We start from the raw sequence: 26,049 nt of genomic DNA, 5'->3' as shown, positions 1-26,049 counted from the left end.
CTAAATTTCAATATGGAATTACTAATATTTCGAACAGATATTAAATCAAAGAAAAAAGTTAAATCATTAAAACCAGTGCTTAACAATCATTCAGATATTATTAAATGGTCAATTGATCTCGAAGATATAGACAATGTACTTAGAATTGAGGCTACAACAAATTTATCAGAAGTAGATGTTATTGATCTGGTACAAATACAAGGTTTTTTTATCAAAACATTATCGGATTAAAACTACCAGTATAAAAGCCAGTTGTAAACAATTCAGGAAATAGATTTTATAAAACGTAAGTTGGATGTAAGAAAACTAGATCAGTTCGAATGCTTCATTACATTTAACTTACGTTTAAAAAGTGAAATAATGATACTTATGGTTTTATCTCTAACTTATACCCTATACCATGAATGTTTATTAGTTTAATCGCCTCGTCATCTTTTAACTTTTTACGCAGTTTAGAAATATATGTGTCCAGACTTCTCCCTACGATTACGCCATTGTCTTCCCATACTTTTTTAATCAATTCATCTCGCTTAACAATTTGATTAGGATGCGCAACAAAAATCTCTAGCAGTTCACATTCTTTTTTTGAAAGACTAACTTCAATAGTTTGTTTAATCAATTTATGTTGCTCAGGATAAAACTGAAAGCTACCTATAGATATATAACTTGTGTCATTTTTATTGTTAACATTAAGTTTCTTTCTTCTATATAAAACCAACAAAAGAAGTATAAACACAATAAAAAGTAACCCATAGATTAACGTCTGTTTACTGAAGTCACTGGACTGGGTTTCGGTAAATCGTACTTCAATAGTATAGCAACCTTTTGGTAAAAACCTTCCGCCACAAGGAATAATATCTCTGGCAATATCATCCCTCATTAAGAAGCTATATGGAACTTCTTTATCAAAACATTGTAATACTTCAACACGATATTGCTCTGGCAATCCAGCTTTTTGAAAACTTTTTTTTATAATTGAAACCAAATCACTGGGATCAAATGAAAGCGAGTTTTCAAAAGAAAGTTGATACTTTGATTTTTCTAATGCCATTATAGGTAAAACCAAAGAAGTACTATCTTGATTGGTCAACAATAATTGATTTCCAACATCACGTAATGCAATTTTTACTAGTTCTGAAAACTCATCTGTTTGCTCTTTTATGTTAGAGAATCCCATAATGAGAAAAATAATCCCCAATAAAATTCCTAATACATATATCTTTTTGTTCTCCATACATTACAAATAACATACAATCTTATGAGATTTTACAGTAGTTGACATTTCTTTGACACTTTTTTGACACTTTTAATTGTAGTTCGATTTAGCTTTACTAAAAATAAAAATAATATAAGAAAAATCATAGGTATGCATATCCTTATCATCATCATAAAGAACAAATTAAAATAATCAAAAAATGAACAAATTTATAATCGTATTTATAGTACTATTAAGTGCAGGTTGTACTAAAAACAATCAGGAAGGAAATATAGAGAAAGAGACTTTCCAAATTGATCCGCTCAAAACAGCAACTGTTAGCAAAATGGATGATCCTTATTCGTTAGCGTTAAAAATCGATACCATAGATAAGGATGAGTACAGCCTCATTGTTTCGATTGATCTATATGATAAGTCCTTTTTTGTATCTCCGCACTCCAATGGTAATTTCATGGGTCGTTTTGCTCTTTCATTAAGTGAAACTAAGAATCTTGCTATGAAAGACTCTATTGTAGAATTCCCAAAGGCGTTAGAAAGTTATGACCCTTTTAGTGACAGACAGGTAAACTTTGTAAAACGTAATACCACCTACACCCAGAAACTCACCATTGGCTCGCAAAAAGATTTTGAAGTAAGTGGTTGGGTCAAATTTGTCATTGAACCACGCTGTACCATGGAAAAAGTAAAATTTGTTATTTCACAACGTTCAGGAGTTTTATCTGTGAAAGAACTAGATAGATCAGCTTACTTTGGGATTTTTTCGGATATGGTATGCGATGTATATGGCCCAAACAAGAAAAAGTAAAACTTGATGAGGATGTGTAAAAACCTATTATAATTCTGAAAATAGACATAAAGGAATGTTGTACTAAGTTATTAGAGTTAAAAATTTCTTGAAATTAAAGGTGAAATCATATTATCTTTCTCTAATTTTTAATAATACCTAGTAACTTAGGCCAAAATCTATAATAAAAATGTCTAATGCATTAGTCGTGATTTTAGGAATTGGATCTATTCAAAGTATTTTATTTGCGATACTCATTGTATTGAAAAAGAAAAGAAAATCATCTGATCTAATTTTATTGACTTGGTTTTTAGTGTTTTCTATCCATTTATTATTAGGGATAGGTAAAAGCTCATACCTAACCGGTATAACCGGGATATTAATAGCAACAATTAGCTTTTTGCACGGTCCCTTTTTTCTGTTTTATACCAAATCCTTATTTAATCAATATATTACTAAAGCCAATCTTTTACATTTTTTGCCATTTGTAATTTTTACCTTTTTCAGTTTTTTTATTAGGCAGGAATCAGAATTATTATGGGAAATAATAATTCTAATTGCAAAATTGATTTCTCTAACTTTTTATCCATTGTACATACTATATTCCTATTATAAAACAGATAAGTTTTTTAAAACCCATAAAGCTGATAGTAGTATGCTTGAGCTCTCCTGGGTTAGAATTATTGCAATTTTATTCCTTATAAGCATAGGAATTAGTCTTATAAGATTAGCAATAGAACTTTTGGTGGGAGTAGCGTATTTTGAAGTTTGGGATGTTTTACGGTATGTTATTCTCGTAACTGTGATCGGGTTTTATGGGTTGAAATATGGTATGGTGTACCACCCAGAAGTACCTTTTGATGCTGCAATTAACAAAAAAAAGTATAAACATAGTCCACTCAAAAACGATGAGATAATTATGTTTATAGATTCTATTAATCGTTTTTTCGAGGAAAATAAAGCATATCTACATCCCGATTTTTCATTAGCTGCTTTATCAGATTCTGTAAACATTCCTAAGCATCACCTTTCTCAAATCATAAATTCTGAAATGAATACTACTTTTTATGATTTAGTCAATACCAAAAGAGTAGCGTATGCTATAGACAGAATAAAAGAGGGGGATGAATTAAATTTAACTTTAGAAGGTATAGGCTATGAGTGCGGGTTTAACTCTAAATCGGCTTTCTTTCATCATTTTAAAAAACATACAGGAAAAACTCCAGGACAATTCAAAAAAGAAATAAGTACTGATTAATTAAGAAGTTCTGCTATTCTCTTACTTGCCCCCATATTTGTATTCTAACATAAGATGAATTACATGGATAAAAGAGATTTTATTAAAACTTTGGGGATCGCTTCAACCATTACTTTTTTAAACCCAATAGCTGCTTCGGGATTTAAAATGTTTGGTGATATCAATAAAAAAGTACTTATCCTTGGAGGTAGAGGATTTTTGGGCCCTACTATTGTCGAAACATTCTTGGCATCAGGCTATGAAGTAACATTATTAAACAGAGGAAAAACCAATCCCGAACTTTTTAAATATTTACCCGTTATCATTTGTGACCGGGAAAAAGAAAATAAGGAAGGACTTAAAAATATTGATAAAAAACATAAAGAAACCTATTGGGATGTTGTTGTAGATACGTGGCAAAAGTCTCCAAAAGCTGTTTCAGATTTCCTTGAAGAGTTTAAAGGGCAATTTGGCCATTATCACTACATATCTACTATATCTGTTTATGACAAATGGGACAAAAAGTTTATTGAAGAATCAGAACCCTTAAACCCTCTGCCAAAATTCCCAAAAACAATAGGCGAAGATTTTAGATATGCCATAAGAAAAACATTCGCTGAAGAAGCCATTAGAGAACGGATGGATAATTTTACGATATATAGATCTCATGGGATGAAAAGTTTTAGAGTTACTCGCCCAGGTGATCCAAATGCAGAGCCTTTCTGGCCGATTAGATTTTATAGAGGAGGAGAAATACTATTGCCAAATGTTCGTAATCATCACATGCAGGTTACAGATGTAAAAAGTTTGGCAAACTTTATCGTTCATTGTTCAGAATCAAAGATATATGGTGCATTCAATGTCGCTTCTAATCCAACTCCTTTTAAAGATTATGTATCCAGTCTCATTCATGCTACAGATATGCCTAAAAAATTGCATTGGGTTGATGGAGACTTTCTTATAAAAAATGGAATCCTTCCTTATAAAATAATGCCTTTATGGAGATCAAAACCTGTAGGGGCGTATTATTTTAATGTTCAAAAAGCTATTAGTGCAGGGTTAGTAAATCGTCCTATGGTCGAAATGACATCAGATCAATTAGAAGGATATAAAAGTAGATATCCCAAAAATGATATTGTATTTGGAGAAGTAATACAGGGAAAACAAATAAAATACTATAGCGTTAGAAAAGAAAAAGAAATTATAAAAAAATGGGTGTCCAGATCAAAATAAACCTTCTGAAAGCATAGATAAGATAACCTAAGAATATACAAACCGAATAGAATATGTAGTAGATCTTTAAATAAAGAATAAGGATATCCAAAAATTGCAACATTATTTTATTTTTAGCAGTCTTAATTAAAAACCAATACTGTTCAAAAATAAGTAATGAAGCTTCTTATAGATTTTGTTTTAGTTGGTGGTGTTATTGTTATAGCAATACTGTTATTGCTATTGATAAAGTCAAAGAAGAAACAATTGTCGCAAAAAATATTAATTGTATTTTTTGTCTTCCTGGGATGTGTTATCCTATGTTTTTATGCACTGTTACATGATATTCTTTGGTTGTTTAGAACCTGCTTTATTCCCAATGATATCACTGTTTTGGTAGTAGGTCCATTATTACTTTTGTATATAAAATCGCTATTCTTAAAAGAAGAAAATCTGGTAAAGAATTCGGTTCGACATTTTATTCCGGCGGTATTATATACTGTCTTTATTGCAGTTCCAACATTGTTATACGGGATGTTTAGTATAGATAGATTATCATATATACTATCAGATTTTATATATTTTTTTATAAGAATTGGAGATTTATATTTGATATTATACCTTATTATTTCACTGCGATTATTATCAAAGTATAGGAAATTGATGAAATCTAACTATTCAAACTTAACACGATATGATTTTAATTGGATAAGGATTATGCTACAGGGGGCACTGTGTATTATTAGTATTGATGTAATACTCAAAATTTATGAATCATTTTATGGTGATTTTGATTGGAATGTGGACTTCATTTCTGTAATAACAATGGTTGTTCTAATTTCATTTTTGGGATATTATGGGGTGAATCAATCTAAGGTGTTATTGCCAGATTATATATTAGAAAAAAATCAATTCACTACCAATAAGTCAAAAAATACTTTACCGAGTTTTAAGAAAGAAGAATTTGAAATATTAAAAAGCAAATTAGAATTCGTTTTAGTAACAAATCGTCCCTATTTGGATGAAGATTTAACTTTAGGGAAATTAGCGAATCAAATTTCTACGACAGATAAAAAACTCTCTATGTTGTTAAATCAATACATGAATACTACTTTCTATGATTTAATTAATACGTATCGAATTAACGTAGTAAAAGAAAAAATGCAGTCAGATTTGTATGACAATTATAGTCTATTTGGGATTGCATGTGAGTGTGGTTTTAAGTCAAGAACTAGTTTTAATAGGATTTTTAAAAAAGAAACAGGACTCTCTCCTTCGGTTTATAAAAAGCAATTTTTATAAGATTAGTGTCTTTTTTTTGAAAAAGAGCACCACTGCATCTATCGGTCAATCAAAGCGCTTATAAATTCATTGATTTGCTATTGAATTTATAAACTTATAATACAATGAAAAAAATCATATTCACTTTGGGCTTTTGTGCGTTTACTCTATTTGCGAAATCTCAAAATGCTAGTGTAGAGCAATCAACATTTGGAATACAAACCGGATTTGCAGGATTCTGGATATATAATGAGTTAAAACTATCAAATCAAATAGCACTGAGAAGTGAGTTAGGTTTTGATGCCCGAAATGGGAAGAGTGATTTTTATTCAGACACAGGTTTTTTATTAACTACTGTAGTTACTCTAGAACCTCGCTGGTATTATAATTTAGCTAAACGCGAAAGTAAATCAAAACGCATAGATGGGAATAGCGGTAATTTCTTTTCTTTAAAAACTAGTTTGCATCATTCTGATCTGCTAATTGTTTTGGATAATGATGAAGATACCAAAATAGTAACCGATCTATCTATAATTCCAACCTGGGGAATTAGAAGAAATATAGGAAAGCATTTTAATTATGAAGCTGGAGTAGGAGTTGGATATATCCATTATTTTTCTAAAAACGCCGGATTCTCAAAAGATAAAGGCGAAGCTGCTGTAAATTTGCATTTGCGTATTGGTTATCGATTTTAATAGATAAATGGCATAACAAAAATAGCTGTTTTTAAGTATTGTTAAACTGCTATTTTACTTAGGTGAGTTTGATATAATAACTATTGATTTTAACAAATAGTAATTGAATCCAGATATTATATCAAACTCACGTTTTTGGTAGTATTAATTACTTTCTATTAACTGTTCTTTTAATACGGTAAATAATAGTTCCTGTTGTTTTCTGTCTCCTCCATTTTCCTTCACAAAATTTATATAGGCAATGGTAGCTCTTTTTAGTTCTGTTTTAATTTCATTTATGTTTAAATCGTCATTACCAGACAAGTGTAAAAGGTAGTAAACGACTCTTTTAAGTGTGTTTTCAGCCTCTTCATACTGTTTCAATTCTTTATAGGTATTAGCAATGTTATTACAAGAAATGATATATATCTGTATAAATGGAATATTATCCCGAATACAATCTGACTGATTTATATTTAGTATTTCAGCTCGGTATAGAGCGTCTTTATATCCTAATAATGCTTCGTCGAGTTTACCTTTATTAAACAGAATGTTAGAAGTTGTTATTTTGGCTTTCCAATAATTTTCAATTTGATTAGTGCATAATTCGCTCATCTTATTTTAGATTTTGATTAGCAAAACTCCAGTTTACAATCTCCCAAAAACTCTCTACAAATTTTGGGCGTGCATTACGATAATCTATATAATATGCATGTTCCCAGACATCAAGTGTTAGGATAGGAGTTTTATTTTCAATTATAGGTGTTTGAGCATCTTTCAAGGATAGAATTTCTAATTTTCCTTCCTGGTTTTGTACAAGCCAGGTCCAGCCTGCACCAAATAATTTAATGGCACTGGTAGAAAATTGTTCTTTAAATTTTTCGAATGTTTCAAAATCTCTTTCGATAAGTTTTTTGATCTCCCCGTGTGGTTTTTTCCCTTCATTTGGAGATAAACAATGCCAGAAGAAACTATGATTCCAGTGTTGTGCAGCGTTATTGAAAAGAAGAGTGTCATTATGTTGAGACCCGTATTGGATTATTTCTTGTACCGTGACGTCTACTAATGGAGTGTCTTTTATCAATGTATTTAAATTGTTTACATAAGCTGCATGATGTTTTCCATAATGGTAATCAAAAGTTTCTTCTGTAATTATGGGTTCAAGTGATTTTTTATCATACGGTAGGTCTGGTAATTGTTGTGTGATCTTCATGTTTTAATTTTTGTATTTGTATCTTTTTGATTTTAAAACCTTTATCGCCTTAGTTATTTCTGTGATTTTTGATAATTCTGAAATTCCTTTTCTAATATCTTTCTGCAGAAGATTTTGGTTCATAACTTCACGGTTTAACTGCCGTTTCTTCATTTCCAATAGTTCAATAACGTAGTCCATGTGTAAATATATAATTTATTAGCTGTATAAAACTAAAAAAGTTAGCCTTAACTAACAAATTATATTTTATAAATATTTTTATACTATGCATAGCACTATAATTACATATAATGATAGATGTAGAAGGGAAGAATGTTTTTATTTAGAGCGCTGGTAATTAGTGTCTAATTAGATAAGAAAGGTCTAGGAAGAGACAAAAGTGATGGATTTATTTCAAAACAATACTAGAGTAAATAAGGTAAAGTAGTGGCGAATTAATGTTATCAAATAGGGCTTGTATTGTATGTGTACTAAGTTTGGAGTGTTATTTTCAATAGAATTATAGGAATGAATTATCAAAGATCTAGATTCCCAATACCTTCTTGATTTTGCTACCTAATGAGTTTTTTACTTCACCTGGTTTCTCATCTTCTTCAAAAAGGATACCTTTTACGTTGAGGTGGTGCCCTACTTGTTCTTTACCATAATCCTGTTCAAACCCTACTACTTGCTTTCGATATTTACAAAGTTGGCAGTTCATATGAGCAGTACCTGTTTTAGCTTCTTCTAAGCGTTCGTCAAATGCTTTCATCAATAATTCATCGGTACCAAAAGGGTCTGTATAGATATATTCTAGGGTAGAAGATGTATTCATATCGGTGACATGACCATAAATACGTTCTAGTAATACTCCTGTAAAAAAGAAAAAAGGAATAACGATAGTTCGTTTAAATCCTAATTTTTCAATCATTTGTAACGATTCATCAACTTTGGGATAGGCTGTTCCGCTGTATGCTGTGGTAGCAAATCCGAATCCCATTCCTTCCCAGAGCATACTGGTTAGCTTACATACATCACTATTGGCATCGGGGTCAGTTGTCCCTCTACCCACAACCACCAGGCAGGTTTCTTTTCGATCTAGTTTAGATAGGGTAGCCTCTGTCTCTTCAATTCGCTTTACTGCAAGATCCAGCAAAAAGGAATTGACACCAATATGCTTTCCCATAGCAATGGTTAAATCCTCATGATAACTTTGAATGGTGTTCAATTCATATGGGATATCATTTTTTGCATGAGACCCGGCAAATAAAATAACCGGGAGTGCATATATTTTTCGAATTCCGTTTAGGTACATGCGCTCTACAGCAGCTTCGTAAGTAGGATGGTTAAATTCTAAAAACCCATAATCTACTTCATAGTCACTCTCATAACGTTCTTTTAGGATACTTACTAGTCGTTTAAAAGAAGTGATGGCAGCTTCTCTACGGCTTCCGTGTCCACAAAGTAATATTCCTTCTTTCATCTGTTCTTTTTTATTATTTTTTAGTTGTCAGATGGAATTCGCCATTGAACATCTCGGTTGGTATCAACTCAATTGCTATGGCTCATTTCATTGTTTTTATTTATAAATTGAATTATCGACTATAGTTAAAAATGGATTCCAGTCTGTAGAGGAATACCAAACATTAATTTACCGAATTGGATTAGCTCCAATAAGTAACACCACAGGCATTTGCAATGTACTGTTTTTGATCTGTTCTTGTATACTACCTAGCGTGCCTGTTATAATTTCCTGATTTAATCTTGATACATTAGAGGCTGCATTAACAGGGATAGTATCATCTTCACAAACTTCTAAAAGCTTAGGAATAATCCTATGCAGGCTTTTAAGTCCCATATATATTGAGATGGTATTTCCAGCTTTAAGCATATGCGCAATCCCAGTGAGTTGCTCAAAAGAATAATCAGCTGTATGTGCCGTGCATATCAGCATGGCATTGGATTTATTTCTTTCGGTAATTGGAATATTAAAAATATTTGCGGCTGCCAGTGCTGCAGAAATACCCGGAATCACCTCAAAAGGAACATTTTTTTCTGTTAGATATCGTGCTTCCTCAGCTGCTCTTCCGTAGACATAAGGATCACCAGATTTAAGACGAACTACTTTTTTACCTTTCTCATAATGAGTATAGAGTAATTCATTGATCTTTTGTTGGCGTTCTATTTGATCAGAAGTATCTCCAAATTTACGTCCTACATATACTTTTTCTCCAATAGTATTGATCGCTAAAATAGTATCTGAAACGAGATTGTCATGAAGAATCACATCTGCTTCTTTGATAAGGCGAGATGCTTTTACGGTTAATAATTCTGGATCTCCCGGACCAGCACCTACTATGGCTACAACATTCATTTTTAAACGTTTAAATTTTTAGGAATCATTTAATGCTTGTTTCATATTAATTTTAAAGGATCAGGATGGATATAAGAATACCCTAAAAGTGTTTTACTTTTGACATTAGAGATAATCTTATATGCTTGCTTTTCTTGTTTGATAAAAGTAGGAGGGGTAAGTCCTATTTTTTGTGCAGCAAGTGTATAGTATTCTTTTCGTATAGGATGTTGATCTGCGCAACCATTTATAATTTCTCCCCAAGCTTCTTTTTCGATAACCGCATTAATTAACCCAATACAATCTTCTCTATGGATTACATTAATAGGAACATCTCCATTTTGCACTTCTTTTTTATTAGCAAGAAATCGACCTGGTAATCGATCATCACCAATAAGACCAGATAGTCGAATAATGCTCACTCTATTTTCAAATTGTTCTTGCAATAGTCGCTCTACAGCGGCAACTGCTTTTCCTGATTCTTTTTCTGGCGCAATATTCAATGTTTCGGTTACCTCTCCATTAGTATTTTGATATACCGAAGTAGAGCTGATAAAGATTATTTTTTGAGTTTCAGAAATAAAGGGAAGTATACTTTTTATTTGATCTTGGTATATTTCTATAATATTAGAGATTCTTTTAGGAGGAAAATTGATAATGACAATTTCGCTTCCTAAAAGAAAATCTATATATTCTTTTTCTGAAGACTTTCCAAGTGTAAAAAGGTGAGGTATAATACTTTCTGCTTTTAGCTTCTCGATTTTACTTTCTGTAGTGGTAGACCCTTTTACCGTATCTCCGTTGGCAATTCGATCTATTGCCAATGGTAATCCTAACCATCCGCAACCTAATATACTTATATGTTTAGACTTCTTCACTGATTCTAATATGGTTTGGTGACATCCCTAGGTAAATAGTAAGAATATGCTCCCAGGTCACTGTATCCTCTTCTTTTATCCAAAATGTTACCAGGTGTTTTCCTTTTTTATTTTTCAAGCGTATTGCCTTGGTAAAGATAGTAGATTTTTTAAGCCAGATCACCTCTGCAACACTTACTTTACGATCGGCTATCTCATCAGAAATATCTTTTGGGATTCCGGCAATAGTTAATTGTAACTGAAGCTCTTCTCCGGTAACTTTGACTTCATAATCATCGGTGTAATCTACCAGGTGAGGCGATTTTATTTCAATTGCAGCTGTGTCGTATTGTTGCACAGCAATAGGTTTAGGTTCTTGAAATAAGTACTTAAATAAAGGATAAAGGTGTTGATCAGAGGCAAAAGATCGGGCTACTAAGGCTTCTCCCAATTCTGTATCTGTTTTATCTTTAAAAGTAATAGGAGCAATGGTTTTTTCATTTTCGGTTAGTAAGACCGACCATCCTTCTTTATATAATAAGTATTCTTCTACCGGTTGATCTTCTTCTAAATGAGATTTTAGAATTGAAACAGCTTTATCAGGAGTCAGGTTTTTATACCAAAAATTACCAGGTTGTACGATCCAGGTTGGTGCATCTTCGCATCGACCATTACATCTTGTTTTAATAGTATGAGTAGCGTCCCAAAGCCCTTTGTTACGAAGATATGCTCTGGCTTCGCGTATAGCGATTTCACCTTTTGCTTTTTTGCAAGACCCTCCATCACAAAATTGAAAGGTGGTGTTTACTTTACTTAGATTTTTTCCCATAATTAAAAGAAATTAAAAACAGGAAGAGAAGTCAAAAATAGGAGTGCTTTATGTGCATTCATAAAACTATTCAAGACCAACCCTTTACCCGAGAGTTAATATCATATTTTGATTTATGGCAGGTCTCCTGACTTTACACAATTATGATCACCTTCCCATAGTTGTACTACAGTGGCATATGGATCATAATTTTAGATATGTATTACAGTTGCGGGAACAGTTTTGGATTTTCACCAAATTCCCTTTTCATCTTTTGTTTCCAAAAGAACCGTAAATCAGCAGCGAAGATACTTTTTTTGTTTAAATAAATGATTGGATAAAATCCACACGTTTTGTTAAAGTTGTTTTAGGTACTACCTCTATTGTAAAGTTGAAGTTTTGATAGACTTGTACGAGACATTGATGAATATGTAATGCTTCCTGATAAGATTGAGGACGTTGGGGATCGTTGATATAGATTTCTTCCCAGGGAGACATTAAAAATACAGTAGACGCATAATGTGTTTTGAACGGAAAGTCCAACAGGTGTTTTGGAATAGGATGAGATTTGGCTTTTAAATAGGCAATAATATCAGGCAGTCCTCGATCTACAAATATATTTTTTTCAACAGGAATCTGTAGCTCTCTAATCGTTTCTTGATAGACTAAATTTGCAAAGAAAGGAAGATCTCCCCATGGAGTTTTATTACTTTTTATCTGTTGTTGTTCAAGTATTATTTTTCTCGAAATTTCAGAAAAGCACTGATATCCATTAGCTTGTAAAGCCTGGATTAAACTTGTTTTTCCGGTTCCCGGTGCTCCGGTAATGATATATCTTTTGGGCATTATAAAAAATAGTAAACCATACAAATTAAAAGGACAAATGTAAAGGTTACTTTTTGATTGATCCTTGCTACCGTTTTTATTTCCTGATCTTTCAGGATTCGATCATTCGTTCCTATAAAAGGTTTTTCAACTAGTTTTCCGTGATAATAATTAGGTCCGCCAAATTTACAATCCAGAATTGCGGCCAGCGCAGCTTCGGGATATCCGGCATTAGGACTGGAATGTTGTTTGCCATATTTTACTACAAAAGGAATTTTATGAAGTTTTCCAGTTACCAGTAACATTAGAAATGCCGTAATTCTAGCCGGGATATAGTTAGCCACATCGTCTAGTTTTGCAGCAAATTTTCCAAAATTTATATACCTCTCATTTTTATAACCAATCATAGAATCAAGAGTATTAATCATTTTATATCCCATAGCACCGGCCACCCCAAATAATGCATAGTAGAAAAGAGGAGCAATAACTCCATCACTAAGATTCTCTGATAATGTTTCGAATACCGCTGATTTTATTTGTTGTGGATTTAATTGATCTGTTTCTCTACCCACAATCCATGATAGTCGTTTTCTACCTTGCTCTATTCCTTCTTGTAAAGCTGTAAAAACAGCTCGGCCTTCATCTATTAAACTTTTATTTGCTAAGGCGTAGAACACAAATATAGAGGTGAACGTATAATAGGCAATGATATATGGAGAAATGAGTTTTTGAGTATAGTAAAAAAATGCAATTGTGCTTGCGAGTAATCCAATGGTAAGTACCATTCCCTTTATAAAAGCAAAAGGGTTTGTGTTTAGTTTTTTTTCACCAAAAGCAATACTATTCCCGAATAATCGTATAGGATGAGGAAGCCCCCTGGGATCTCCCAATATCAAATCGAGAATATACCCAATCACTAAGGGGATGACTACTGTTGTGTACTCCATTGCTGTAAAGCGCGAATTAATAATTCATTTTTCTCGGGGTTCTGACTGGCAATACGAATGTAATGACTGCCCAAACCTCTGAAATTCGATGCATCTCTGATCAATAATTGATGGGTATGTGCTAAATAATCTTTAAGATGAGGAGCACTTGGTGTTTCTAGTTTTACTACAAAATAATTGGTATCTGATGGGATAACTGTAAATCCATCTAATGTATTGATTTGTTGTTGTAACTGATTGCTGTACTCTAGAAGTGTTGCCATATCCGGGTATAAAGCTTTATAGTTTTTAAATATGTATTTTCCTGCTTCAATTGCCATGGTATTGACACTCCACGGTATTTTAGAGTGCTGTAGTTTTTCTCCTATTTCTGTACTACACAAAATATACCCCAACCTCAATCCTGGTATCGAGAATAATTTGGTTAGTGATTTTATAATAATGAGATTGGCAAATTTTTCGAGAAGCTCGATACAAGATTTGATCTTATCCGTAAAATCAATATAGGCTTCATCGACAACAAATGTTGTATCAGGAAAATCAGCGATTAATTTCTCTATTTCTAAAACCGTATTGCTAAAACCATCAGGATTATTAGGATTACAAAGAAATACGAGATCTTCTTCAAAAGAAGTATGTAGTACTTCAGAACGATCAAAGTGCTTGATTTTCATGTTACTCCTTAAACAAGCATCTTCATACTCAGAAAAGGTAGGAATACCAATGGCTGTTTTTTTACCAGAAAAAAGAGGAGTTATACTATAAAAAGCTTCTGTAGCTCCATTAGTTATTACTACTTGTGATGAATTTAATCCATGATGATCTGCTATTTGTTGCGTTAATACATCTGCATTAGGAGCTGGGTAATTAGCAATAAGAGGTAGCTGCTCTCTAAGATATGAAAGTAACTGCTCTGAAGTCCCATCATGCCAAATATTAGAACTAAAATTTGCTTTAAATGGTATTGCGTAGCGATAGCCGTCATCACCGTGTCCGTATATCATAATATGGTATGCATTTCAGAAATAATAGAGTCTATATCAATGTTTTTTTCTAATAAAGCAGCTAACTTATCATAATTCTCTTCTTTATAGGCCTTATAATCAAAAGATGTTTTGGTATTGGTAAAATTTTGCAACACATCTTCAATTACGATAGAGTGATCCAAAATACCATGAATATACGTACCCCAGCAATTCTCCTGGATATATCCTTCTGGTTGGCCATCTATATAATTTAAAGGTTGATGATCTTCGACCGTAGTTTCTCCCATATGGATTTCATATCCCGAAATGGTTTCTGGATATTCTTTAAAAGTAAAGCTACATTGCGTAGTAGTCTTTTCTGAAGTTAATTGAGTTTTTATAGGTAAAATACCTAACCCAGGAAGCGTTTTAATATCACTTTCGACTCCCAGAGGATCTTCAACCACTTTTCCTAGCATCTGATATCCACCACAAATACCAATAATGGTTTTTTGTGATTTGTGAGCCTCTAATATCACCTTAGCAATGCCTTTTTCTCTAAGAAATATAAGATCCTGAATGGTGTTTTTACTACCGGGAAGTATAATAATATCAGCTTCAGATATGCTTTTGGGATCATTAGAATAAAAGAGATGTGTTCTAGAATCCTTTTCTAATACATTAAAATCGGTATAGTTAGAAATGTATGGTAATAGGACCACTACGATATTCACTAGCCCATTCACTATGGTTTTCTCTTTTTTCTGTAAGGCTACAGAGTCTTCTTCTTCAATATAAATGTCACTGGCATAGGGTACAACTCCTAAAACAGGAATTCCGGTTAGTTTTTCTAATGTCTTTTTTCCATCTTCAAATAAAGAAATATCTCCTCTGAATTTGTTGATAATCACTCCTTTTACCAGTTTCTTTTCCCAGGGTTCCAGAAGTGCTATTGAACCATACACACTTGCAAAAACACCTCCTTTATCAATATCGGCAATAAGGTATACATCTGCGTCGGCTGCTTGTGCCATACGCATGTTTACAATATCCCGATGTTTTAGATTAAGTTCACTGATGCTTCCTGCTCCCTCTAAAACAATAGGATTATATTTTTCCTGAAGTCGAAGAAATGCGGTTTTGGCTTCTTCAAAAAGTTGTTGTTTATTATTTCCTAAGAAGTACTCTTTAATAGTTTGATCACCAATAGGTTTGCCATGCAAAACGATTTGGGACTTATTAGCCCCAGAAGGTTTTAATAAGATCGGATTCATGTCTGTAGTGCAATCAATTTTGCATGCTTCGGCCTGTACAGCTTGCGCTCTCCCTATTTCTAACCCATCTGGAGTTACAAAACTATTAAGTGACATGTTTTGCGCCTTAAATGGAGCGGGAGCATATCCTTTTTGTTTCAGGAGTCTACAAATACCGGTAACAAGAATGCTCTTCCCAACATCTGATCCTGTTCCTACAAACATAATAGGCCGTAATTTTGTCATTCTTATTTGTGAAATGAATTGGTTTCAAAATTAACTAAATTATTATATTATCGAATACACCAATGTAAGATTTTAGCAATGTTTTTGGCATCATCAACTCCTCTGTGATGAGTTCCTTCCAGAGGGATTTCTAAAATTCCTAATGCACCTTTCATCCCAACCTTTCTTCTTAATCCTTTGGTCTCAGAAAAAAGTTTTTTCACATTAATATGATTTTGTGATAAAGGGTACTCCATCCCTCTGTTGGCACATTGCTTCTTCATCATATTTAGATCATACTGCCCGTAACTTGCCCAGGTGTATTCATGACCATTGTATTGAGTTTTTAGCATTTTGCAGGCAGCTTCAAAAGAAATTCCTTCTTTGTCCAATAGCTCTTGAGTAATTGTAGTGAGTTCTGTGCAAAAAGGACTTACTTCTGATTGTTCGGGTTTAATTAGTATTCCTTTATTTTTAGAAATGCTTCCCGTTTGAGTATCCAAAAGGCAGATTCCTATTTCTATGATTTCATTGACCTGACTTGCAGGAATAGCTCCATTCCAGCAGGTAGCTTCTAGGTCTATGATTATAATTGTATTTGTTGTTTTCATTTTTTTCATTTTTAATTTGCCATTCCAGCGAAGGCTGGAATGACAAATTTTATGATTTCTTCTTTGACTTTTTAGAAGAAGACTTATCCTTAGATTTTTTCTTCTTTGGCATTTTATTTTTAATTCGTTCTTCCTCTTCTTTTATATCATTGATGAAATGATTATTGTAGGCATTCTCTTTTGCCAACTTCAGACATTTTAATGCTTTTTTATAGTCCTTTTTTTGCTCAAAAAGGATCCCTTTTCTTAGATGTAGCATTGCTTTATCTGTTCCTTTTACGGTAAGAGCAAAGTCGATTAGTTTTTCGACTTCTTCATAATCTTCATTCCAAAGTAATACATTGATATACTTAGGATATACATCCAATGCATACATGTCCTCTGCTAAAGCCTGCTGATAATACTCTTTTGCAACCTCATAATTCTTCAAATTTTCTGCATATATCTGACCCAAAAGACTTAATGCAATTGGATTTTTTTCATCATAAGACAATGCATAGTTCAAAGACTCTACGGCTTCCTCTAAGTTATAAGGATAGGCGTCTAATGCCTGAAATAAATATTTGTCTAGTAAATTACTCATTTTCTAATTCTTTAATTGATTGTATAAATCATTTTTTAATTGATTTCGTTTGTTTTTAAAGGTTTTTGTCTCTCTTTTCTTTTTGAAATCAGTTCCTTTAAATACTCTAATCGGATTACCACGTTGAACATTCAGGTGATTTTCCCATTCGTCTGATATCGATTTTTTTAATTGTTCTAATTGCACTTCAACTACTTTGGTTTTTAATCGTTCGACAGCAATTTTTCTATTTTGATGTTGTGAACGACTATCCATTACCACTACACTTGTACCTGTAAGCTTGTGTGTTGCTCTAACTGCAGAATTTACCTTATTCACATGCTGACCTCCCGGCCCCGAACTTCGCATGGTTTGAAATGCAATATCTTTTTCTGCTATTTTTTCTATCGGCTTAAGATCTAATTCATAGATACCTACAAACCAATTTTTTCGTTTATGATATTTGCGAAAAGTTGAGGTGCCTATCCATTGTACAGTGCCCAACCACGAGCTTACCAAAGAGTTTACTTCATTGCCTTGCAGCTTTATTGTTGCAGATTGCAATGTGCCGTTTTCTATACCTTTTACTCTCTGTATGATACTATAGGTTATTCCTGTATGTCGTATGTCATCCAAAAAATACTTAAGCACCTGGGCTACGACCCAGCAACATTCTGCCGGGCCTCTTCCTGCTGTTATTTGTATAATCTTTTGATTCATTTTTTTACTTTTTATCATTTGTCCATTCGAACAATTTTTGGCGTAAATGTTCCAAGAATTTCTACGAGTTCTTGTTGATTGGCCATTACTTTTTCAATGTTTTTGTATGCCATTGGTGCCTCATCAATTTCTCCTCCTATAAGAGTTACATCATGTGCTTTTAACTGCTTTTTGATTTCACTTTTTGTAAATTTCTCTTTACATTTTCTTCGAGAGTGCAAGCGACCAGCACCATGTGATGCAGATTGTAAACTTGCTTCGTTTCCTAATCCTCTTACGATGTATCCTGGGGCTGTCATAGATCCAGGAATGATTCCCAATTCACCTTTGGCGGCCGGTGTAGCTCCTTTTCTATGCACAATGCACTCCTCTCCATTTACTTCTTGTTTCCAGGCAAAATTATGATGATTCTCTATTTTTGTGACTGGTTTTGATCCTAATAACTTTCCTATTCTGGCATGAATATCATCGTGACAAGCTTGTGCATAATCACCAGCAAGATTCATAGCCAACCAATATTCCTGGCCATCGTGAGTGTTTAAATCTAACCAGGCCAATTGTTGTACATGCTTTGGCAACGGACATTGTTTAGTAGCTAAATAAGTATAGTGTTTGGCTATATTAGCCCCTAACCCTCTTGAACCGCTATGCGATAACACTCCTAAATATTCGCCAGTCTTCAACCCCCATTCATTCGCTGTATCCGTAATAGTTACTACTCCAAATTCTACAAAGTGATTACCACCACCCGAAGTCCCTAACTGCTTATAAGCTTTGTCTTTCAATCTTTTGACTAACGGAATGGTTTTAAATTCATCTCGTTCGAAGATATCATGGTCATGCTTTATCTTATGAGTTTCATACATTCCGAACTTGGTATGTTCAGAAAGTATATTCTCAAGCTGATGCTTTTTTCCTTTGAGGTAAGAAATAGCTATAGGATAGATCGTTAAACACATTCTACATCCAATATCTACTCCGACTCCATAAGGAATCACAGCATTCTTTGTTGCCAATACTCCTCCGATAGGAAGACCATATCCAGTATGTGCATCGGGCATTAAAGCTCCTGCAACTGCAACCGGTAATTTTAAGGCATCAAACAATTGATATTTTGCTTGTTCATCAATTTCGTTTTCACCATAAATCTGAAAAGGAGATCGAGTTGTTTTCAATGCATGCTTTTTGACCTCTACTGGTTTCAATAAACTCTCTGCTATCTTTCCCCAGATACCATCACCATGGTATGCTTCTGGATTAAGCAATACTTTTTTGGCTTCAATTAATATGTGTTCTTTTTTTACTCTCTTCTGATATCGATTAATCTGACCTAAAGTCACATTAATACTATTATTCTTTGGAAAGCCTAATTTAATTAGGTCTTTTCCGCTTAGTTTCTTTCCCATTAGTATAGGTTTTGATATTTGTCAATAATGAGTGATGCAATAAATTTTCATTACTGACATAAACTTGATAAAATGTTTCGAGAGATTTTATTGAGATTTCGACCACACTTTGACAAAGCCTGTCCTGAGTTTACCAAAGGGCTCAGTGTGACAATTGAGTCTGACTAAAAGGAAAAATAAAAAATCCGAAACTTTAAGGCTTCGGACTTCTTCTTATATATAATGGAAATTATTTACTAGTGAAGTCCCGAAGCATACTCATAAAAGAATCTGATTCTTTTGGAGTGTTGCAATATATGTTTGTAAAAATCATATTATTTCGGTTATTAAAGATTAACTATTATGGTTTTGCAATTTATGAACTGCGGTGCAAATATGTAATCTATTTTTAAATTATGCAACTAAAATTTTAAATTTTATTTATTGATATTCAATGTTTTATGTTGTTTTTAGGCATAAGAATCCCTGTCCGTTTTTTAACGGATATTAGCCTGTTTGGTAACCAATTGCTATTCTGATGTTTATCTCTCAAATACCATTTTGTTTGATAAAATAGATATACAAAAAAAGATGATAAAAAAAAGCGTCCAATGTATTGGACGCTTATGTTTTTTATATCTCATGTATAGTTTGCTACCTATATTCTTGATTTAAAAACGGCTTTACAGCGTCCTTTTTATATGTAAAAAATAATAACATAGGCTTAAAACTTGTTTTTTGGTTCAAAATTATGATGCAAATATGAGGTTATTTTTTAACCCTTCAAAGGGTTTATTAGAATTCATAGCTCTAATAGACTTTATCCGCTATAAGAAACTCTTCATCTTTTTTGATCCCAAATTCTATTCTCGATACACTTCTTCCCATGGTCGAAGCACTCGAATTGACAAATTTGGAATTCAAAAATATCAAAATACACAACAGGTTAAAATGGTAATACTTTATTTATTGCACATGAGTGAATAGTTTATTTACAATTTTCCAATCATTATTGATTTTGGTTAATGATAAATAATCGTAATAATTATAACCTAGCATGGGGACGTGTAATTTTGCCATGGCAATTTTGCCCATAATATCGATTCCTATAATTTTCATTTTTAGATTCTCGTTTAGATCTCTAGGGCTTTGTCTACTTTTAACTCCTTCAAGATATTCATTTACACTTTTTAAATAATCGACACCTTTGATATCTCCATAGATATATACGTTTTTATGAAAGCAAGATTCAAGTTTGGTTATATCTCCGTAAAAAATTCCCTCAAAGTAATTCGTAATTAGATTTTCGATTTCTTTTATATTTTCTTGATACATAATTTATTTTTTTAGATGGCGTGCCCAACTGTATGCCCTCCTGCCACATTAATCGTTTCTCCGGTTATAAAATTTGATGTAGCTAAATAATATGCTGCTTCTGCAATTTCATTAGCTTCTCCAATTCGGTTTAATAAATGTAGTCCTGCTAAACTATCTGCATCTTCAATTCCGATTTTACCTTGTAATGGGCTTCTAATTATTCCCGGAGCGATTGTGTTTACTTTGATGTTATTTTTACCAAATTCGGCAGCAAGTTGTCTGGTTAAAGCATGTATGGCACCTTTACTTGTTAGAGGAGCTGTTGCCGGGAATCCATCAATGGCATGGTCTACTAAGACGGTTCCGATGTTTATAATTGAGCCATTTTGTTGGTTTATCATATTAGGAATCACCGCTTGTGATGTGAAATATGTTCCTTTAAGGTTTACATTCCAATAATGGTCTAAATCTTTTTCTTCAACATCTAAAAAAGGTTTTGGAGAAAATACCCCGGCATTATTAATTAGGACATCTACAGAATTGAATTTTTCTATTGCCAGGTTCACGAGTTTTCGTCCTGTTTCTTGTTTGCTGATATCTCCAACCAGGTAAATTGCGTTCGAAGGAGAACCGAGTTCCTCATAAGCGTTTTTTAAGTTTTCTTCGTTAGAAGAGTTCATTACAACATTACTTTCTCTTGCTATAAAGTATTTTGCAATTTCTTTACCAATTCCTGTGGATGCTCCTGTGATAATTACTGTTTTGTTTTTCATGTTCTCTATTTTTTAGTTCCTAAATACTGTTTCCCGTTTACTCCCCAATTTTCGATGGGTACTTCTTCAATAACGACATGAGTTGTTTTGGGGTTTTTGTTGAGTATGTCAACAACGAGCTGTGTAGTTCCTTCTATTAATTGACGTTTTTGGTCTGTAGTTACTTGTTCATCGGTAACTTTAATATTAATGTATGGCATGACTTTTTTATTAAATTAATTGTCATACAAAGGTGTTGTAGAATGAGACTATTACGAAGGAGGATTGTCACTTCTTTAAAGTGATATATGTCACTTTATGTGATGAATGGTAAAAGAAATAAAATTAAGAGTTTAATCTGCTAAGCGTTTCTCTAGAAACACCTAAATATGCAGCAATCATTTTTTTGGGAACACGTTGAAAAAGTTTTGGATAGTGTTCGAGAAGTAATTCATATCGTTCTTTAGATGAGTTTTTCAATAATGATAGAATTCTATTCTGAAGTGCAATTCGACCGGTTTTACTTTTTTTCGCCCAAAAACGTTCCATTTTGTGCATTTTGGCCGTTAGCTTTTCTCTATTTTCAAAAGTTATATAGAGTAACTCGCTATCTTCTATACAGTCTATAGAAGTTTTGGATTTAGTTTGTTTTACAAACGACTCATAGTCTGTAATCCACCAATTTTCCATTCCGAATTGTAGTATATGCTCTTTTCCAGTATGGTCTATAAAATAACTTTTTAAACATCCTTTTATGATCCAGTATTCTTTGTTTACAATTTCTCCTTCCTGAACGATATATTGATGTTTACGTTTTTTGATTTGCTCAAAATGACTCAAAACGAAATCGAATTCTTCATCAGTTAGACTGATTATTTCTTCAATATGTTGTCGTAAAGGGTGTGTCATTTTAATTGTTATTAACGCTAAATACATGAATCAAAGCAAGGCTAATATACCTGAATCCATTGATTATTCTGTGTTATTTTTATTTCTTGTTAAACTTATAAAAATTTAGTGCTATAGCAAATATACAAGAACCTTTGAAGTATCACTTACTAGTTTTTCCATTCCAATATTCCAACCAATTCAACGGCTCAGCCAGCTTATGTTTATTTAACTCTAAATGGATTACTCTTCTTTTTTTTCCGTTGGTTGTTCTATTTGAAGCGTGTAAAGTTAAGGGTTTCATTAACATTACTCCACCTTTTTTAACTTCACAGATATGCTCTTTTTCAATTTTCCAATCTTTCGATTCTGCTCGAATTATTCCCTTTAGATGTGATTTTGGAATTACTTTTAGTGCTCCATTATTTTTGTCTGTATCGTCCAAATGAATTCGGATTGTGATGGTGTCCTGCAAAATTTTAATTGGCGGTTGAACCCCGTATTGGTCTTTTTTAAAAGTCCAATTCACATAATTTTCCATATTTGCTTTTTTATCTACCGAGATGCTCAAATCCTGATGATACCCTACAAACCAATTCGATTCGCTTGGTTTGTCAAAATAGATAGCTTTGGTTAAGAAATAGTCAGATTCAGAAAGGTCCGAAATTAATGTAGTCAGCTTTGCATTAAACAATAACTCGGTTAATCCAGGAACACTTTTTGTCAGCTGTCGAATTGCGAACAAATCCTTTGTTTTTAGAAATGAATTCTCTTCTTTTTCAGTATTTTCTATACAAGTCAAAATTTGACTTATTTCATTTTCTGAATATAAGTTGGCTAAAACGGAATATCCATTTTCTTCAAGCTCTATTCTATTCTTTGCGTAGTTCATTTTAGCTTACGGATACTATCTTTTATAGGTTAGATTTGTTTCTAGAAGGAAGGGAAGTAGATGAATTATAAATTGTTTTTTATTCTAATTATTGCTAAATCATCTGTTACCAGATGACTCCATTTATCTTTTAATACTCGAATTTTTCTATCAAGGAAATTATCGAATTCTTCCCCTTTATTATCAATTAGTAAATATTGGATAATTTCGTTTTCAGGTTTTTGTTCTGATTTGTTCTCCAGGTTCTTAAATGTAAAGATTCCATCTGTACAGATGGATAAATCTTTAAAATTAGAAATTGAGACTTTTTGTTCTTGACTATCAAACCAACTATCAAAGTCATCACCTAAATGATATCCAAGATAATCAGGTTTGTCATCTTGTTCATATTCAATTAATTCTCCATCCTTACAGATTAGTCCATCTCCAATTGTCAAAAACTCAGCCTTTGATTCTTTAGTTTCAACAATTCCAATTATTAAAGTTGATAGCAGTTCATTTATTTCAAGCCCTAGTTGATTTTTGAAGAGTTTAGTCTCGTGAATTAGGATTTTAACAACTTCCCTGAGTTTGTCTTTTAATTGTATTGAGTTATCCGTTACAAACTCTTCATAAAATTTGTTTTTAGCAATATTTCGTAAAATCTTTCCGAATAGAATTGAAGCAAAAACGGATTCTGTTCCCATTGTACAGCCATCCAAGACAGCTAGTAGTTTTTCATTTGTTCCGATTTGCTCCTCAATTAAGAAATCTTCGCAGTGGTTGGTATGAAATTCGCCAATATGTAATGTTTTATATATTTTCATTCAGTTTTTATGTGCCTCAATATTTCGTATAAAATGTGTTTTAACGTTTTTAAAATGTCGTTATTCGTTTTTTAATTTCGTTCAAGTTTTTTATTTCATACTCTTTTGAAATAGGAGTGTAACGATTAATTCTCAAATAATTCCATTCCATGTTTTTTGCTCCTACAATATCTGATTTAAAAGAATCTCCAACCATCAATATTTCGTTTGGTTTGTGACCTGTCAATTTTTCTATTTCTTTAAAAATCTCTTTATCTGGTTTTAAAAATCCATAATCACAAGAAAAAACCATTTTCTCAAAATACTGATCAAGATTATTATAAAAAACGGGCTCCTTATATGGTGATGCTAAATTTGAAATTAAGAAAATTCGAAAGTCTTTTTTTAAGTCTTTAAGAACATTAAAAACCTCTTCATAAATAACGATAGAGTTTAATTCTCGTTCTAACTCAGGTAATTTTTTATCATATAATGTGCTAAATTCAGAAGGTAAAATATTTCTTAATCCGTTAAGATTATTTTTCATCACGAGCTGTAGGTATGCCGAAACATCCATGCCAAAACCGTTCTGAGAAGTTTTAAATAGTTTCAAAAAGAAATGATTTGATTCTTTTATTTCAATCAAAGTATTATATAAATCAAAAACTATTGTTTTAATATTATTCATCTCAATTCTTCACAACAATTATACAAAAGACATATGTTCTTTATATGCGATATGCATTCACAAATCTACAGGATTTTTGATGAATAGAGTAGTTTCATCCCGATGGTGTGGATTTAAGGTGCAAATCCGTGTTACTAGGTAAAAGCAATAGTTCCAATGTGTGATTTTTATTAAAATTCAATTTTTCACATAAAACATTCAGTTTTGAAGCATAAAATGACTTAAAATACCCTCAAGAAACAGGCTGATATATGCTCTTTTTTTTATGCTGAGAATTAATTAAAATGCAATGAAATATTCTGGAAAAAGTGTAGGAATAATAGTTGCCAAAACAGCACAAAAATCAAAGGTATATAAAAGAGTAACGCCCATATGCTTAGACATTCTTTACTACTCATCTTTTAGAAAACGGAGCGGATTTGCGAATTATTCAGGCCTTATTAGGTCATAGTTCAAGCAAAACAACAGAAATTTATACACAAGTGACAACAAATAATTTGAGGTCTATCCAAAAATCCGCTAGATTTGTGAGTAAAAGAGAAATATACCCAATTGGGTATATCCAATTGTTCTACACCATTCAAAAAAAACAATATGCTGAAAATCATAATTCATAGTGAGTTTCCTAATGAATCACCATCAAGCGATGAGCATTTAAAAAAAATCGCTGAATTCAAAGATATTGTTAAACAAGTTTTAACGGATTATAGTGGCGAAATTGAGTTTGATTACATTTCAAAATATCAACAATTTGAAACGAAAAAAGTCAATACTGAACCAGAACAAATAACTACAGCTAAAATTGAAAAAATTGAGAGGCTAATGCCAAATTGTTGGATATAAATACTCGAAATAATTAATGAAATTATTTAAAAACAAAATAAAAGACGAAAATAGGTTAAGACTTCAAAAGCTTGTCGATAATGCTAAAAAATCGGACATTCCAACTGGATGGAAAAAAGAAACATTTGCAATTGGTGGATTAAGTGAAGTTGGGTTTTCAAAAAAACACCCTGAACTGATATTAGTTGTTTCAAGTCAAGGCAGAGGAATAATTGATTGCTCAAAACTTGAATTAATTGAAAGAGATAATAATGACGATTTTGATTGGATTAATTCTAATGAACTTTGGGCTATGAGAATTGGTAAACTTTCGGATGAGAAAATAATGGTTGGAGGTTTACACGGAGGAGGATTACCTCTTTCAAATAAGTCTGGTGATGGAATTCAATATATGGCAACTGAATGGCCAATAATTGACTTGATATTTGAACCAAACTTTAAAAGTATTTACAAAGAAGATGATGGAAAAGATTGCTTTAGAGTCTTCCACGATTATGAATTAAGAGCTTACGGGTTTTCTTATAATGGAGAGTATTTTGTTACTGCGACAAGTAGTGAAATAAATGTATATCGGAAAGAAAAAACGGTGTAGAACACTATATATAGCAAATTGGGCGATTGGTGTTTAATCAAAAGGTTGTTGTCTATTTGTGAAGTCGCCAAATCTTTTGATTTGGTATTAAAAGAAAAAATTAAAACAAAACACAAAAGATTTGGCTTGTGGCTAAACCGATAATTATCGCTTGTTTTCTGCCCAACTTGCCATATATTTAACGT

The 26,049-nt window shown here is 32.5% G+C and carries 31 protein-coding genes, 1 pseudogene and 1 riboswitch; of the genes and pseudogenes, 9 read left to right on the top strand and 23 right to left on the bottom strand.

Features of this window, described 5'->3' with window-relative positions:
- Window positions 1-12 precede the first annotated feature (12 nt).
- Window positions 13-231 (top strand): hypothetical protein, encoded by a 219-nt coding sequence (locus tag Z054_RS0118040; RefSeq protein ID WP_024771443.1) that lies wholly within the window; start codon window positions 13-15, stop codon window positions 229-231.
- A gap of 136 nt (window positions 232-367) precedes the next feature.
- On the opposite strand, the gene Z054_RS0118035 is transcribed toward Z054_RS0118040, so the two are convergent.
- A complete protein-coding gene (locus Z054_RS0118035) occupies window positions 368-1,234 on the bottom strand; it encodes a winged helix-turn-helix domain-containing protein (RefSeq protein ID WP_024771442.1) in 867 nt (288 codons plus the stop codon).
- Between the two features lie 181 nt (window positions 1,235-1,415).
- Between Z054_RS0118035 and Z054_RS0118030 the strand changes: the two genes are divergently transcribed.
- The 5 genes from Z054_RS0118030 (at window position 1,416) to Z054_RS0118010 (ending at window position 6,425) form a co-directional block, all read left to right on the top strand.
- Window positions 1,416-2,021, top strand: coding sequence for a hypothetical protein (locus Z054_RS0118030; RefSeq protein ID WP_024771441.1), 606 nt, complete (start codon window positions 1,416-1,418; stop codon window positions 2,019-2,021).
- A gap of 169 nt (window positions 2,022-2,190) precedes the next feature.
- The gene (locus tag Z054_RS0118025) at window positions 2,191-3,258 is read left to right on the top strand and encodes a helix-turn-helix domain-containing protein (RefSeq protein WP_024771440.1); all 1,068 of its coding nucleotides are present in this window, start codon (window positions 2,191-2,193) and stop codon (window positions 3,256-3,258) included.
- 63 nt (window positions 3,259-3,321) lie between these two features.
- Window positions 3,322-4,470: an NAD-dependent epimerase/dehydratase family protein gene (locus tag Z054_RS0118020; protein WP_024771439.1), complete on the top strand. Its 1,149-nt coding sequence runs from the start codon at window positions 3,322-3,324 to the stop codon at window positions 4,468-4,470.
- A 156-nt stretch (window positions 4,471-4,626) separates the two neighbouring features.
- Window positions 4,627-5,751 carry a helix-turn-helix domain-containing protein gene (locus Z054_RS0118015; RefSeq protein WP_024771438.1) on the top strand — a complete coding sequence of 375 codons (1,125 nt, stop codon included), beginning with the start codon at window positions 4,627-4,629 and terminating at the stop codon, window positions 5,749-5,751.
- A gap of 104 nt (window positions 5,752-5,855) precedes the next feature.
- Window positions 5,856-6,425: a hypothetical protein gene (locus Z054_RS0118010; protein ID WP_024771437.1), complete on the top strand. Its 570-nt coding sequence runs from the start codon at window positions 5,856-5,858 to the stop codon at window positions 6,423-6,425.
- A gap of 144 nt (window positions 6,426-6,569) precedes the next feature.
- Here the strand turns inward: Z054_RS0118010 and Z054_RS0118005 are convergent, their stop codons facing one another.
- From Z054_RS0118005 to Z054_RS0117900, 22 genes are all read right to left on the bottom strand, one after another.
- Window positions 6,570-7,019 carry a tetratricopeptide repeat protein gene (locus tag Z054_RS0118005; protein ID WP_024771436.1) on the bottom strand — a complete coding sequence of 150 codons (450 nt, stop codon included), beginning with the start codon at window positions 7,017-7,019 and terminating at the stop codon, window positions 6,570-6,572.
- A 1-nt stretch (window position 7,020) separates the two neighbouring features.
- A complete protein-coding gene (locus Z054_RS0118000) occupies window positions 7,021-7,617 on the bottom strand; it encodes a superoxide dismutase (RefSeq protein WP_035092568.1) in 597 nt (198 codons plus the stop codon).
- Between the two features lie 3 nt (window positions 7,618-7,620).
- The gene (locus tag Z054_RS31790; protein WP_159025424.1) at window positions 7,621-7,797 is read right to left on the bottom strand and encodes a hypothetical protein; all 177 of its coding nucleotides are present in this window, start codon (window positions 7,795-7,797) and stop codon (window positions 7,621-7,623) included.
- Window positions 7,798-8,140: 343 nt separating this feature from the next.
- The gene (locus Z054_RS0117990; RefSeq protein ID WP_024771434.1) at window positions 8,141-9,079 is read right to left on the bottom strand and encodes a sirohydrochlorin chelatase; all 939 of its coding nucleotides are present in this window, start codon (window positions 9,077-9,079) and stop codon (window positions 8,141-8,143) included.
- A 168-nt stretch (window positions 9,080-9,247) separates the two neighbouring features.
- Window positions 9,248-9,970, bottom strand: a complete 723-nt coding sequence (gene cobA, locus Z054_RS0117985) for a uroporphyrinogen-III C-methyltransferase (RefSeq protein WP_024771433.1) — start codon at window positions 9,968-9,970, stop codon at window positions 9,248-9,250.
- A gap of 41 nt (window positions 9,971-10,011) precedes the next feature.
- The gene (locus tag Z054_RS0117980) at window positions 10,012-10,827 is read right to left on the bottom strand and encodes a Rossmann-fold NAD(P)-binding domain-containing protein (protein WP_024771432.1); all 816 of its coding nucleotides are present in this window, start codon (window positions 10,825-10,827) and stop codon (window positions 10,012-10,014) included.
- Window positions 10,814-11,635 (bottom strand): (2Fe-2S) ferredoxin domain-containing protein, encoded by an 822-nt coding sequence (locus tag Z054_RS30425; protein ID WP_024771431.1) that lies wholly within the window; start codon window positions 11,633-11,635, stop codon window positions 10,814-10,816. The genes Z054_RS0117980 and Z054_RS30425 overlap by 14 nt, the downstream gene beginning before the upstream one ends.
- A gap of 100 nt (window positions 11,636-11,735) precedes the next feature.
- Window positions 11,736-11,923: riboswitch (cobalamin riboswitch) on the bottom strand.
- A 12-nt stretch (window positions 11,924-11,935) separates the two neighbouring features.
- On the bottom strand, window positions 11,936-12,460 hold the full coding sequence (locus tag Z054_RS0117970; RefSeq protein ID WP_024771430.1) for an AAA family ATPase: 525 nt from the start codon (window positions 12,458-12,460) through the stop codon (window positions 11,936-11,938).
- The gene (gene cbiB, locus Z054_RS0117965; protein WP_024771429.1) at window positions 12,460-13,386 is read right to left on the bottom strand and encodes an adenosylcobinamide-phosphate synthase CbiB; all 927 of its coding nucleotides are present in this window, start codon (window positions 13,384-13,386) and stop codon (window positions 12,460-12,462) included. The genes Z054_RS0117970 and cbiB overlap by 1 nt, the downstream gene beginning before the upstream one ends.
- On the bottom strand, window positions 13,368-14,390 hold the full coding sequence (locus Z054_RS0117960; RefSeq protein WP_024771428.1) for a pyridoxal phosphate-dependent aminotransferase: 1,023 nt from the start codon (window positions 14,388-14,390) through the stop codon (window positions 13,368-13,370). Before Z054_RS0117960 ends, cbiB begins: the two co-directional genes overlap by 19 nt.
- On the bottom strand, window positions 14,387-15,850 hold the full coding sequence (locus Z054_RS0117955) for a cobyric acid synthase (protein ID WP_024771427.1): 1,464 nt from the start codon (window positions 15,848-15,850) through the stop codon (window positions 14,387-14,389). The genes Z054_RS0117960 and Z054_RS0117955 overlap by 4 nt, the downstream gene beginning before the upstream one ends.
- A gap of 47 nt (window positions 15,851-15,897) precedes the next feature.
- Entirely contained in the window at window positions 15,898-16,440 is a 543-nt protein-coding gene (locus Z054_RS0117950; RefSeq protein ID WP_024771426.1) for a 3'-5' exonuclease, read from the bottom strand.
- A gap of 49 nt (window positions 16,441-16,489) precedes the next feature.
- Complete coding sequence (locus tag Z054_RS0117945) at window positions 16,490-17,023, bottom strand: tetratricopeptide repeat protein (RefSeq protein WP_024771425.1); 534 nt, start codon at window positions 17,021-17,023, stop codon at window positions 16,490-16,492.
- Between the two features lie 3 nt (window positions 17,024-17,026).
- A complete protein-coding gene (gene prfH, locus Z054_RS0117940; protein WP_024771424.1) occupies window positions 17,027-17,722 on the bottom strand; it encodes a peptide chain release factor H in 696 nt (231 codons plus the stop codon).
- Window positions 17,723-17,736: 14 nt separating this feature from the next.
- Window positions 17,737-19,128 (bottom strand): RtcB family protein, encoded by a 1,392-nt coding sequence (locus Z054_RS0117935; RefSeq protein ID WP_024771423.1) that lies wholly within the window; start codon window positions 19,126-19,128, stop codon window positions 17,737-17,739.
- Window positions 19,129-20,073: 945 nt separating this feature from the next.
- Entirely contained in the window at window positions 20,074-20,442 is a 369-nt protein-coding gene (locus tag Z054_RS0117930; protein ID WP_024771422.1) for a nuclear transport factor 2 family protein, read from the bottom strand.
- 11 nt (window positions 20,443-20,453) lie between these two features.
- Window positions 20,454-21,197 (bottom strand): SDR family NAD(P)-dependent oxidoreductase, encoded by a 744-nt coding sequence (locus Z054_RS0117925; protein ID WP_024771421.1) that lies wholly within the window; start codon window positions 21,195-21,197, stop codon window positions 20,454-20,456.
- A gap of 5 nt (window positions 21,198-21,202) precedes the next feature.
- Complete coding sequence (locus Z054_RS0117920; RefSeq protein ID WP_024771420.1) at window positions 21,203-21,397, bottom strand: tautomerase family protein; 195 nt, start codon at window positions 21,395-21,397, stop codon at window positions 21,203-21,205.
- Window positions 21,398-21,521: 124 nt separating this feature from the next.
- Window positions 21,522-22,085, bottom strand: a complete 564-nt coding sequence (locus Z054_RS0117915; protein ID WP_024771419.1) for a Crp/Fnr family transcriptional regulator — start codon at window positions 22,083-22,085, stop codon at window positions 21,522-21,524.
- Between the two features lie 142 nt (window positions 22,086-22,227).
- On the bottom strand, window positions 22,228-22,956 hold the full coding sequence (locus Z054_RS0117910) for a phytanoyl-CoA dioxygenase family protein (RefSeq protein WP_024771418.1): 729 nt from the start codon (window positions 22,954-22,956) through the stop codon (window positions 22,228-22,230).
- A gap of 65 nt (window positions 22,957-23,021) precedes the next feature.
- Window positions 23,022-23,762 carry a protein phosphatase 2C domain-containing protein gene (locus Z054_RS0117905; RefSeq protein WP_024771417.1) on the bottom strand — a complete coding sequence of 247 codons (741 nt, stop codon included), beginning with the start codon at window positions 23,760-23,762 and terminating at the stop codon, window positions 23,022-23,024.
- Window positions 23,763-23,811: 49 nt separating this feature from the next.
- Complete coding sequence (locus Z054_RS0117900; protein ID WP_024771416.1) at window positions 23,812-24,429, bottom strand: HAD family hydrolase; 618 nt, start codon at window positions 24,427-24,429, stop codon at window positions 23,812-23,814.
- A gap of 386 nt (window positions 24,430-24,815) precedes the next feature.
- Here Z054_RS0117900 and Z054_RS32730 point away from each other — a divergent pair.
- The 3 genes and pseudogenes from Z054_RS32730 to Z054_RS0117890 form a co-directional block, all read left to right on the top strand.
- Window positions 24,816-24,960: pseudogene (locus tag Z054_RS32730) on the top strand (tyrosine-type recombinase/integrase); the annotation flags it as partial.
- Window positions 24,961-25,023: 63 nt separating this feature from the next.
- Window positions 25,024-25,272 carry a hypothetical protein gene (locus Z054_RS0117895; RefSeq protein ID WP_024771415.1) on the top strand — a complete coding sequence of 83 codons (249 nt, stop codon included), beginning with the start codon at window positions 25,024-25,026 and terminating at the stop codon, window positions 25,270-25,272.
- Between the two features lie 16 nt (window positions 25,273-25,288).
- Window positions 25,289-25,864, top strand: coding sequence for a hypothetical protein (locus tag Z054_RS0117890; protein ID WP_024771414.1), 576 nt, complete (start codon window positions 25,289-25,291; stop codon window positions 25,862-25,864).
- The last annotated feature ends 185 nt before the right edge of the window (window positions 25,865-26,049 follow it).

The organism is Aquimarina macrocephali JAMB N27 (assembly GCF_000520995.1).
Taxonomy (GTDB): domain Bacteria; phylum Bacteroidota; class Bacteroidia; order Flavobacteriales; family Flavobacteriaceae; genus Aquimarina; species Aquimarina macrocephali.
The sequence above is the reverse complement of the archived record's forward strand: the minus strand, read 5'-3'. Positions and strand labels throughout refer to the sequence as shown.

Bases quoted from the DNA above. Each gene is read 5' to 3' on its own strand.
- Z054_RS0118040 (WP_024771443.1), top strand. From the start codon at position 13: ATGGAATTACTAATATTTCGAACAGATATTAAATCAAAGAAAAAAGTT.
- Z054_RS0118035 (WP_024771442.1), bottom strand. From the start codon at position 1,234: ATGGAGAACAAAAAGATATATGTATTAGGAATTTTATTGGGGATTATT.
- Z054_RS0118030 (WP_024771441.1), top strand. From the start codon at position 1,416: ATGAACAAATTTATAATCGTATTTATAGTACTATTAAGTGCAGGTTGT.
- Z054_RS0118025 (WP_024771440.1), top strand. From the start codon at position 2,191: ATGTCTAATGCATTAGTCGTGATTTTAGGAATTGGATCTATTCAAAGT.
- Z054_RS0118020 (WP_024771439.1), top strand. From the start codon at position 3,322: ATGGATAAAAGAGATTTTATTAAAACTTTGGGGATCGCTTCAACCATT.
- Z054_RS0118015 (WP_024771438.1), top strand. From the start codon at position 4,627: ATGAAGCTTCTTATAGATTTTGTTTTAGTTGGTGGTGTTATTGTTATA.
- Z054_RS0118010 (WP_024771437.1), top strand. From the start codon at position 5,856: ATGAAAAAAATCATATTCACTTTGGGCTTTTGTGCGTTTACTCTATTT.
- Z054_RS0118005 (WP_024771436.1), bottom strand. From the start codon at position 7,019: ATGAGCGAATTATGCACTAATCAAATTGAAAATTATTGGAAAGCCAAA.
- Z054_RS0118000 (WP_035092568.1), bottom strand. From the start codon at position 7,617: ATGAAGATCACACAACAATTACCAGACCTACCGTATGATAAAAAATCA.
- Z054_RS31790 (WP_159025424.1), bottom strand. From the start codon at position 7,797: ATGGACTACGTTATTGAACTATTGGAAATGAAGAAACGGCAGTTAAAC.
- Z054_RS0117990 (WP_024771434.1), bottom strand. From the start codon at position 9,079: ATGAAAGAAGGAATATTACTTTGTGGACACGGAAGCCGTAGAGAAGCT.
- cobA (WP_024771433.1), bottom strand. From the start codon at position 9,970: ATGAATGTTGTAGCCATAGTAGGTGCTGGTCCGGGAGATCCAGAATTA.
- Z054_RS30425 (WP_024771431.1), bottom strand. From the start codon at position 11,635: ATGGGAAAAAATCTAAGTAAAGTAAACACCACCTTTCAATTTTGTGAT.
- Z054_RS0117970 (WP_024771430.1), bottom strand. From the start codon at position 12,460: ATGCCCAAAAGATATATCATTACCGGAGCACCGGGAACCGGAAAAACA.
- cbiB (WP_024771429.1), bottom strand. From the start codon at position 13,386: ATGGAGTACACAACAGTAGTCATCCCCTTAGTGATTGGGTATATTCTC.
- Z054_RS0117960 (WP_024771428.1), bottom strand. From the start codon at position 14,390: ATGATATACGGACACGGTGATGACGGCTATCGCTACGCAATACCATTT.
- Z054_RS0117955 (WP_024771427.1), bottom strand. From the start codon at position 15,850: ATGACAAAATTACGGCCTATTATGTTTGTAGGAACAGGATCAGATGTT.
- Z054_RS0117950 (WP_024771426.1), bottom strand. From the start codon at position 16,440: ATGAAAACAACAAATACAATTATAATCATAGACCTAGAAGCTACCTGC.
- Z054_RS0117945 (WP_024771425.1), bottom strand. From the start codon at position 17,023: ATGAGTAATTTACTAGACAAATATTTATTTCAGGCATTAGACGCCTAT.
- prfH (WP_024771424.1), bottom strand. From the start codon at position 17,722: ATGAATCAAAAGATTATACAAATAACAGCAGGAAGAGGCCCGGCAGAA.
- Z054_RS0117935 (WP_024771423.1), bottom strand. From the start codon at position 19,128: ATGGGAAAGAAACTAAGCGGAAAAGACCTAATTAAATTAGGCTTTCCA.
- Z054_RS0117930 (WP_024771422.1), bottom strand. From the start codon at position 20,442: ATGTATCAAGAAAATATAAAAGAAATCGAAAATCTAATTACGAATTAC.
- Z054_RS0117925 (WP_024771421.1), bottom strand. From the start codon at position 21,197: ATGAAAAACAAAACAGTAATTATCACAGGAGCATCCACAGGAATTGGT.
- Z054_RS0117920 (WP_024771420.1), bottom strand. From the start codon at position 21,397: ATGCCATACATTAATATTAAAGTTACCGATGAACAAGTAACTACAGAC.
- Z054_RS0117915 (WP_024771419.1), bottom strand. From the start codon at position 22,085: ATGACACACCCTTTACGACAACATATTGAAGAAATAATCAGTCTAACT.
- Z054_RS0117910 (WP_024771418.1), bottom strand. From the start codon at position 22,956: ATGAACTACGCAAAGAATAGAATAGAGCTTGAAGAAAATGGATATTCC.
- Z054_RS0117905 (WP_024771417.1), bottom strand. From the start codon at position 23,762: ATGAAAATATATAAAACATTACATATTGGCGAATTTCATACCAACCAC.
- Z054_RS0117900 (WP_024771416.1), bottom strand. From the start codon at position 24,429: ATGAATAATATTAAAACAATAGTTTTTGATTTATATAATACTTTGATT.
- Z054_RS0117895 (WP_024771415.1), top strand. From the start codon at position 25,024: ATGCTGAAAATCATAATTCATAGTGAGTTTCCTAATGAATCACCATCA.
- Z054_RS0117890 (WP_024771414.1), top strand. From the start codon at position 25,289: ATGAAATTATTTAAAAACAAAATAAAAGACGAAAATAGGTTAAGACTT.